Below are 7,914 nucleotides of genomic sequence, written 5' to 3'. Positions count from 1 at the left end.
ACCCAGCAGGAGCTGTGCTCATCCTCGACGGCCAGGCGATCCCAGGGGAACTGGATTTTGACCCTCCCGAACTCATCGCAGTAAATCTCTTCGTCGGCGGGGCCGACCACGGTGGCGATATGTGGGCCGTCGATACGTGGCTTGGGCGGCAGCGGGGCGCGCCAGTCGGTGTGGTCATGCAGCAACTCGGCGTTGAAGTGGTAGCGGGTGCCCTGTTCGGCGTCGGCGGCGTCTTCCTGCTGGCTGGTGGCCTGCACGCCCTCGTGATGCAAGCGCAGGGTACGCCAGCCGCGGTTCATGTCGTCGCGCGGGTGGCCGCTGAGGGTAAACGCGGGGCCGGGCAGCAGGCGGGCATCGTCGCCCTCGACCCGGGCCAGACGGGCATCGCCGCGCAGGGCGAGCAGGCGGGTTTCGGTGAAGGGCCTGCCGGCCTCGTCCTGCTTGTAGCGTCCGGGGTAGCTGTAGCGCTCGTAGTCGCTGCGCTGGTGGTCGAGCTCGGGGCCGTCGATGCTGTGCTGCTGGTTGTAGCGCGGGTGGGTGAAGGTGTAGTCGCGCTGGGTCTGGCGGGCGGTGCGCACCTGCTCGGCATAGGCGAAGCGGTGCAGGGCCGGAGCGGGCTGGTCACCGCCAGCATTGGGATTGTAGGTGACGGGTTCACCGTCGAGGGTGCCGTGGCTGTAGAGGCGATCGCTGACGATCAGACGGTGGCCGTCGGCGCGGTGCTCGAAGGCGTAGTAGAAGCCTTCCTCGGCGGCGAGGCGCTCGATAAAGGCGAGGTCGGTCTCGCCGGCCTGGACGCAGTATTCGCGCGGCAGGTGCTCGCGGGTGGAGACCAGCTCGACATCGGAGATGCCGTGCTGCTTGAGAACCTGCTCGATGATCTGGGGAACGCTCAAGGCCTGGAAGATGCGCCAGTCGGCGCACAGGCCGAGGCGGGCCAGGGCGGGCTCGACGGTGGCACGGTAACGGGTGCGGCGGTGGCCGGTGTCGGCCTGCTCGAAGGTGCTGACCAAGCCATGGACATGGCGCACAACACTGCCCTGGGCGATGTGGAGGGTCAGGGGCTGGTCGAGGAGTTTGGCGAAATCGATGGCCGGGTCGAAGCTGGCCAGTTCGAGGTGCAGGCGAAAGGGGGTGGAGAGAGCCTCGTCGAGGGAGAAGGCGGCCACCTCGAAATCGCCGGCAGGTGCGGTGACGGTGAAGCGCAGGTCGGATTGGCGCGGCATGACGTGCTCCTTGCGGGCCGGCATGGGGTGTCCGGCAGTCCGTGGGCAAAGAGAAACCGCTGCCGGCGCTGGCCGGCAGCGGCGGTTCGCTCATCAGGCGACAGGCTTGCGCCAGTCGTCCGAGGCCTCGGTGCCGGCCACGGCGTGAGTCCAGGTGATCTTGCGGTAGGCCATGCTGACCTCGATCAGCTGGGTGTAGCCGGACTTGCTGGTGTCCTGGGCGTGCGGCAGCACGGTGTTGATGTCGACGATGGTGGCGTCTTCGAGCAGGGTGGTGAAGAAGTGTTCCTGCTTGCCCTCGACCGAAGTGCGGAACCACTGGGTTTCCACCTTGCTCAGGGTTTCGCCGGTAGCCAGGGCCTGGTACAGCAGCGGGATAGCCTTGTTCAGCGCGCAGGTGAAGACGAACGGCTTATGCACACGCTGGCCGGACGGTTGGCCGCTTTGCGGGTCGGTAGGGGTGGTGACGCGGTGCTTGATTTCCTGCACCAGGATCTGGTCTTCGTGGCCTTCCTGGTAGACGTTGCCGACCGAATCGGAAGTGAAGGCGCCCTGGGTGATTTTGCCCTGGGTTTTGCCGGTGATGGCGATGTAGGCGGGTGTGGACATGACGGATTCCTTATGTCGTCGAGAGGGCCGCGGTGGCCGTTGATGCCGCCCCATGCGGGGACGAGGACGACATTGCAGGGGGCATGCCAATACGTGTTTTTGCCCGGAAGCTTCTTTGAACCCTGCGTACTTACTGGGCTGCGTGGATATTCTGGTGCGGTGGTGGCGCGTGTGTGGCCGGGTAAATCGAGGTGGAATCCAGTTGCGGCGGGCCATTTTTGGCCTGGAATATATTAAGTGATTGAAAATAAAGGGTTTTAACTGTGCCATTTTTGGCTAGGCCGGGCCAAAAATGGCCCGGTCGAAATATGATCAGTGGCGTTTGAGCGAGAGCGTGCGCAGGGTTCGCTTGGCTGGGGCTGGGGCTGGGGCTGGGGCTGGGGCTGGGCTGGGGCTGGCGGCGGTGCGGCCTCGCTGGCGTGTTTTACCTGGGGGCGGTGATGGACTTCATCTCTATCGACGCGAACATCCCGGGGTGCCTCAACGCGAAGGCGGATCTGGTGTAGGCCGGTTTGCAATATCGCTATCTGAATGCTGCCGCCAATCGTCACGGTTTCAGTATGCCGGCGGTCTACGCTAACCGGGCTTTGCGGTTGGGCGCGGGTGCGGATATCACGGGCGTTCTCCTGCCAGTGAATCTCGAGGTCACCGGGCGCCTGGATGCCCAGGCGAACCTGATGCAGATCGAACTGCATGACCGTGACTTGAATAGCGTCGCCGATGATTACGACTTCGCCGCGCCGGCGGGTCAGGAACAGCATGGTCAATTCTCCTTCCTGATCAGCGAAGGCTGATCAGGTAATGCGATTTAATACTGTGGATGGTTGCCGGAGTTGGGCTTGGGGAGACCGGCACGAATACGCTCGTAGATTTCTTGCCGATGAACATCGACCTCCTTGGGTGCCTGTATGCCGATGCGTACCTGGTTGCCCTTTACCTCGATAATCGTTACCTGAATGTTGTCGCCGACCATCAGTGTCTGGCCCGGATGGCGTGAAAGTATCAGTGTGCTGGTGTCTTCTTGCTCCGTGTTGATTTACGGCCGCCCGTAACGACAAGCCATTTCCTTGATGATGCGTACTCACATCGGCGGTGCAGCGGCGGCCCCAGTCTATGGCCGGTTTCAGGCGGGCAGGCTGGCAATCAGCTTGGCACCGCAGGCGGTGGCGTGGCCATTCAGTGCCACGGGTTTGCCGTCGATAGTCCAGGTGGCATCGCCCTCGGCAATCGTGGTCGGGCCGCACTTGGGGCAACTAACCGCATCGCCGATCACCGCCAGCGGGATGCCCCCGGCCGAGCTGCGGTTGGGGGTGGCGATAACGGCACCGCCGTGGGTGGTCTTGTCGCCCAGCCGGACGGGGCGCTTGCCAGGGAAGTTCATAGTTCACTCCTTGTGCGCCCGGCGGACGCATCAGTGGGTAGGCGTCAGGTATTTTGCTGCTGCGTGGTGGGCGGGGCCGGCAGGTTGCGGGCAAAGTCCAGCAGATCGCGGGGGTAGAACGGCATATCGCGGTAGCTGCTGTCATCGATGTCCAGCAACCAGGTCACGGCGGCTGCTTCCCAGGCCCAATAGCCGTAGAAGGAGACATCCGCCTCGCCATGCTGGTCGATATAGGGCTCGCGGCGGCTGGCGTGATACCACTCGCCCATGTACTTGGCCATCAGCGCCGGGCGCTTGTCGGGGGCGGCATCGAATACCTTGAGCAGCTTGCGGTAGGGCAAATGGCGGGTGGCGGTATCCGGCGGCGTACCACGACCGGCAACAAAGGGCGCGACCAGACGTTCAAGCAGGCCATCACGCACGCCCATATCCTCATTGCCATAGTCAAGGAGCCGCGTCACCCGCGGCATTTGCGCAGCATGGCCACTAAGCAGCCCAAAGCAGGTCAGCCGCAGAGCGACTATCCAGTAACTTTCTGTACGCAATGCCACATGTGGCGTCATGTGGTTTCCGGAGACTGGAGAGTTGTGATAACTCTCATGAAATGTCGCATACTCTCCGGCCCAAGCCATGATGTGAGGCCAAATATTAGAGAAGAGCTCTGCTTGAGCGCCTGCGGAATATTGGAGGCTAAGCCAGTCTAAGGCATCCCACAAACGTTGTTGTGCAGATGTTGATAGCCCTATCAAAGTTGCTTTGTCAGAAGGGGATGACAAACTGTTGCTTACTTTTACGATGCTGCTTAGCGTTTCGTTGAAAAGCGATAGATAAGGCGTGTGGTGTAAATGTGGCTCGCGCCGTTGTTCAAATTGATCAGCCGGTATTTTTGATGCAGCCCACTGCTGCCAGCTCGGCAGAGCAGACGTATTCAGGGCAGTTGTTGGCAGCGGGCTGGCTGTGGTCATTGGCCGGATGTTCCCTGGTCGCCCTGGTCATCGGCCCATTGCCAGAGGGTCAGGCCCTTACTGGTTTCGCTGGGGATTTCAGGGAACAGGTCGTCCTGGGCGAACTGGCGGCGCGAGCCGTGCTGGGCCAGGGTGAACCAGTAACCGGCGCGCGGGCAGGACTGGCCGGCGTAGGTGGGCGGCGGCGCGGATGGCGTAGCGGGTGTGGCCGACAGGTTGCGGGCAAAATCTACCAGATCGCGGGGGTAGAACGGCATATCGCGGTAGCTGCTGTCGTCGATCTGCAACAACCAGGTAACGGCGGCAGCTTCCCAGGCCCAATAGCCATAGAAGGAAATATCTGCCTCACCATGCTGGTCGATATAGGGTTCGCGGCGGCTGGCGTGATACCACTCGTCCAGGTACTTGGCCATCAGCGCCGGGCGCTTGTCGGGGACGGCGTCGAATACCTTGAACAATTTGCGGTAGGGCAGATGGCGGGTGGCGGTATCCGGGGGCGTACCACGACCGGCAACAAAGGGCGCGACCAGGCGCTCAAGCAGGCCATCACGCACGTCCATATCCTCATTGCCATAGTCGAGGAATTGCATCACCCGTGGCATCTGTGCGGCGTTGCCAGTCAATAAACCGAAGCAGACAAGACGCAGGGCCATCGTCCAGTAATCTTCGGTACGTAATGCCGCATGCGGTGTCATATGGTTACCCGCTTCCGGCGAGTTGTGGTAGGCGGCATGGCATTGGGCGTATTCTTCAGCCCACTCCATTGCGCAGGGCCAAATCTCGTCAAATAGCCCCACTGGAGCCCCGGCGGAATACTGCAAGCTAAGCCAGTCTAAGAGGTCGCATAGACGAAGGTTGGTGGAGTTCATCATTCCACCAGGTTTTGTTCCATTCGCAATAGTAGAAATTCTTGAGCAGACCAACTGGATGCGTTCAAGAGTTTCATCAAACTGTGCTGTGTATGTGACGTAACGTAGGTGGGGTTCCCGTCGCTGTTCAAACTGCGATGCTGCAACTTTGGATGCTGCCCAGTGATCCCAGTTGATGCTGTTAGTGTTTTTCATGTGCATTTGTCACTGCTTGAGTTTCAAGTTTTATTCTGATAGAAATTTTGTTGGAATAACAAACTCTGTGGCAATTTGATGTCGGCTTGCCGATTTGCGACATTTCCCTGCGGCCGCCTGCCTGCTAGCTGCTTTAGTTTTAGCATTGTTGTCATGCTGGATATAGTTTGGGCCAACTACGGTGATTAAACTACGGTCGTAAGGGCATGTCATAATTTCTGGATCAAAGTCAACTGCTCTCCATGATTTGATCTTGGAGATTAAGGCGGTATGTGCGGAAGTGATCTTTGAATTTTGAATGTTCCTAAAGATCCATCTGTGGCTCATTTGTCGCCCATCGCTAACTGTTTTGCCTACGGAGTTACGCACTTTGGCTTCATTCCCTTGCCCAAGTGCCTGCTCCAGCCCATATTCCAGGGTCTGCCAGACTTGCATGGCGCCTTCCAGTTTCTTGTGGAAGGGCTCGTTGGTGCCTTTGGTGTCGCTGATCCGGTAGCTTTGCGGCAGGCTGCCGCTGTGCCAGATATGGTCGATGCCCTGGTGGCCTGGCTGGCGGCCTTCGTAGAGGGTGCCGTTGTGGTTGACCTTCTGCCGCGACTTCTTGTTCTTGACGAAATAGTAATCGGCGATGTGCTCGCCCTGAGCGCCAGCCTTTGACCGTCTGTAGCGCGAGCGCTGGCTTTGCCGCAGTTGCGGGCTGACCTGGCCCTGGCGCGGAGTGACGCTGCCTTTGGGCTCGGTGGCGACATCGCGTTTGGCCGGGGCTGGCTGTTTGTCGGCGCTGGGCTGGGTGCTGCGCCCGCTGCTGGCAGGGGGCGATGTGGCGGGCTGTTGCTGGCGGGCGGCGGCGGGCTGTTGCTGCGGCTTGCTGGCCGGGGCCGAGGCGGCGGTCTGGTTGCCGGAGGTGCCGCTCTGCGCTTGCGGTTTGCCGGCGGTATCGGGTGTGTCGCGCCGGGCAGCGGGTGTGGATGAGGTAGCCGGTGTCTGGCTGGCGGTGCTGGAGCTCTGCTGCGCTGGCTTGCCGCTGGATGCCGGAGCCGATGAGCCGGGCGGCGACTGGCGCGGCGTGTCGGCATGACGGCTGGCGCGGGAGCCCGCGGTGGTGTTGGGCAGGGGCTGGGCCATGGCCATCTGGTGGGACTGCTGCAGCGACCCCATGGCCTGTTCAATCTTCTGCTGGGCCTTGGCCTTGAGCGAGCGGAGCTGGGCGATCAGGCGGTTGAGGCCCTGTTTGTCCATCATCCAGCGGGCGCTGCGGGTGCCGAGCACGTCGATCATGCCATCGAGGATCTGGTTGGTCTTGGCGACGAGCTGGCGGGTATAGCTGGCCCAGTCCAGCTCGCGGAACCACTTCTCGATATTGCCGCGCACGTCCCTGGGCAGGCTGTCGAGGATGCGGCCTATGGGCATGCCGCTGCGCAGCATGCGGAAGACGTTCTTGAGCGCGTCGCCAAACAGCGGCACCAGGGCGATCAGGCAGAGCACCAGTTCGATCCAATTGTCGGCGTTGTCGCTGTCGCGGGTCAGCGAATGGAGGGCGCGCAGGATGTTGTAGGCGTCGAGCGCCTGACCGACGCCGGGAATGCAGCCGAGCACGACGGTGACGACCATCTGGCTGACGGACTGGCCACGGCCTTCGACGACTTCCCGTACCCAGGTGAGAATTTCGGCGAGGGTGTCGGTTTCGGCCTGCCTGATGATGGTTTTGGTGTTCATGCTTGAGCGTCCTCCTCAAGGGCTTGCGGGGCGAGCATGACCTCCTCGTGTTCGCCGGGCGTGTCGTCCTCGTTGTGGTCGTGATCGCCTTCTTCGTCGTCGTAGAGGTAGTCACCGAGCAGCAGGTGTTCTTCGGCTTCGCTGTCCAGCCCGGCGATTTCGTCGGGGAAGAAGTTGTCCTGCAGGTATTCGTCTTCCTGTTCGATATAGCGGGCGAGGGCTTCTTGGGCCTGTTCGGGGCTTTCGGGTTGCAGGCCGAGCAGGCTGTTGGCGGGGCGCTCGCGCGCGGGGAAGGCAGGGCGCTGGTCGAAGCCGAAGTAGACGTGGCCTGCACCGGGTGGGTTGTCGAGGCGGGCGAAGCCGTTTTCGTCGAGGGTGCCTTCCTGTACCGAGCCGTCCTCGAACTCGATGCGGAACGGTGCCAGGGCCACGGGCTTGAGGTCGTCGTAGGTGTAGCGCAGATCCAGGCTGGTGGGCAGGCCGAAGGTGACCAGTGGCCAGCTCTGGAAGGTCGCCGCGCGGCGGGTGCCGCCGCCGAGATCGTGCGTGGCGGCCTTGACCGTGAAGGTGCCCGGCATGCCGAACTCGATATTGCCGCCGGAGAGGCGGATGTAGGCACCGCCGGCAAGCAGGGTGACATGTTCCTTGGCGCTGACGACGACATGCTGCTGGCTGGCGCTGACTTCGATGCTCTGGTCAGCCTGCACCCGGATGCCGTTGTGCTGGGCCTGCACCAGCACCTCGCCCTGGTGGGCGATATGGCGCAGGTCGCCACTCTGGGCGAACAGGCCGATTTCGTCACCGGCATTGAGCACGATGTTCTTGCCGGCCGTGAGGTGCTGGTGCTGCTGGGCCACGCTGTCGATATGCTCGCTGGCGGCGAGGGCGATGCTGCGCGAGGTGGCTACGGCAACGCCGGCCGGGGCGCTGACGGCGACCAGCGGTTCGCCGCC

9 protein-coding genes are annotated in these 7,914 nt (G+C 62.1%); all 9 read right to left on the bottom strand.

Annotated features, from left to right (window positions below; genetic code table 11):
* Positions 1 to 1,226: type VI secretion system Vgr family protein (locus tag ACF8R3_RS14865; protein ID WP_392515815.1), on the bottom strand; the 1,226-nt coding region annotated here is incomplete at its 3' end.
* A gap of 93 nt (positions 1,227 to 1,319) precedes the next feature.
* Positions 1,320 to 1,835 carry an Hcp family type VI secretion system effector gene (locus tag ACF8R3_RS14860; RefSeq protein ID WP_100852272.1) on the bottom strand — a complete coding sequence of 172 codons (516 nt, stop codon included), beginning with the start codon at positions 1,833 to 1,835 and terminating at the stop codon, positions 1,320 to 1,322.
* Between the two features lie 257 nt (positions 1,836 to 2,092).
* A complete protein-coding gene (locus ACF8R3_RS14855) occupies positions 2,093 to 2,596 on the bottom strand; it encodes a carbon storage regulator (RefSeq protein ID WP_392515814.1) in 504 nt (167 codons plus the stop codon).
* 47 nt (positions 2,597 to 2,643) lie between these two features.
* Entirely contained in the window at positions 2,644 to 2,808 is a 165-nt protein-coding gene (gene csrA, locus ACF8R3_RS14850; RefSeq protein ID WP_196186813.1) for a carbon storage regulator CsrA, read from the bottom strand.
* A gap of 150 nt (positions 2,809 to 2,958) precedes the next feature.
* A complete protein-coding gene (locus ACF8R3_RS14845) occupies positions 2,959 to 3,216 on the bottom strand; it encodes a PAAR domain-containing protein (protein ID WP_392515813.1) in 258 nt (85 codons plus the stop codon).
* A 44-nt stretch (positions 3,217 to 3,260) separates the two neighbouring features.
* Entirely contained in the window at positions 3,261 to 4,181 is a 921-nt protein-coding gene (locus ACF8R3_RS14840) for a PoNe immunity protein domain-containing protein (protein WP_392515812.1), read from the bottom strand.
* Positions 4,178 to 5,251: a PoNe immunity protein domain-containing protein gene (locus tag ACF8R3_RS14835; protein ID WP_392515811.1), complete on the bottom strand. Its 1,074-nt coding sequence runs from the start codon at positions 5,249 to 5,251 to the stop codon at positions 4,178 to 4,180. Before ACF8R3_RS14835 ends, ACF8R3_RS14840 begins: the two co-directional genes overlap by 4 nt.
* Before the next feature lie 24 nt (positions 5,252 to 5,275).
* Positions 5,276 to 6,961, bottom strand: a complete 1,686-nt coding sequence (locus ACF8R3_RS14830; RefSeq protein ID WP_392515810.1) for a hypothetical protein — start codon at positions 6,959 to 6,961, stop codon at positions 5,276 to 5,278.
* Positions 6,958 to 7,914: DUF2345 domain-containing protein (locus tag ACF8R3_RS14825; protein WP_392515809.1), on the bottom strand; the 957-nt coding region annotated here is incomplete at its 5' end. The genes ACF8R3_RS14830 and ACF8R3_RS14825, both read right to left, overlap by 4 nt.

It is taken from the genome of Pseudomonas sp. FYR_7, assembly GCF_043106155.1.
Taxonomy (GTDB): domain Bacteria; phylum Pseudomonadota; class Gammaproteobacteria; order Pseudomonadales; family Pseudomonadaceae; genus Aquipseudomonas; species Aquipseudomonas parafulva_B.
Note: the sequence above shows the minus strand (reverse complement) of the source record. Positions and strands in the feature narration are given on the sequence as shown.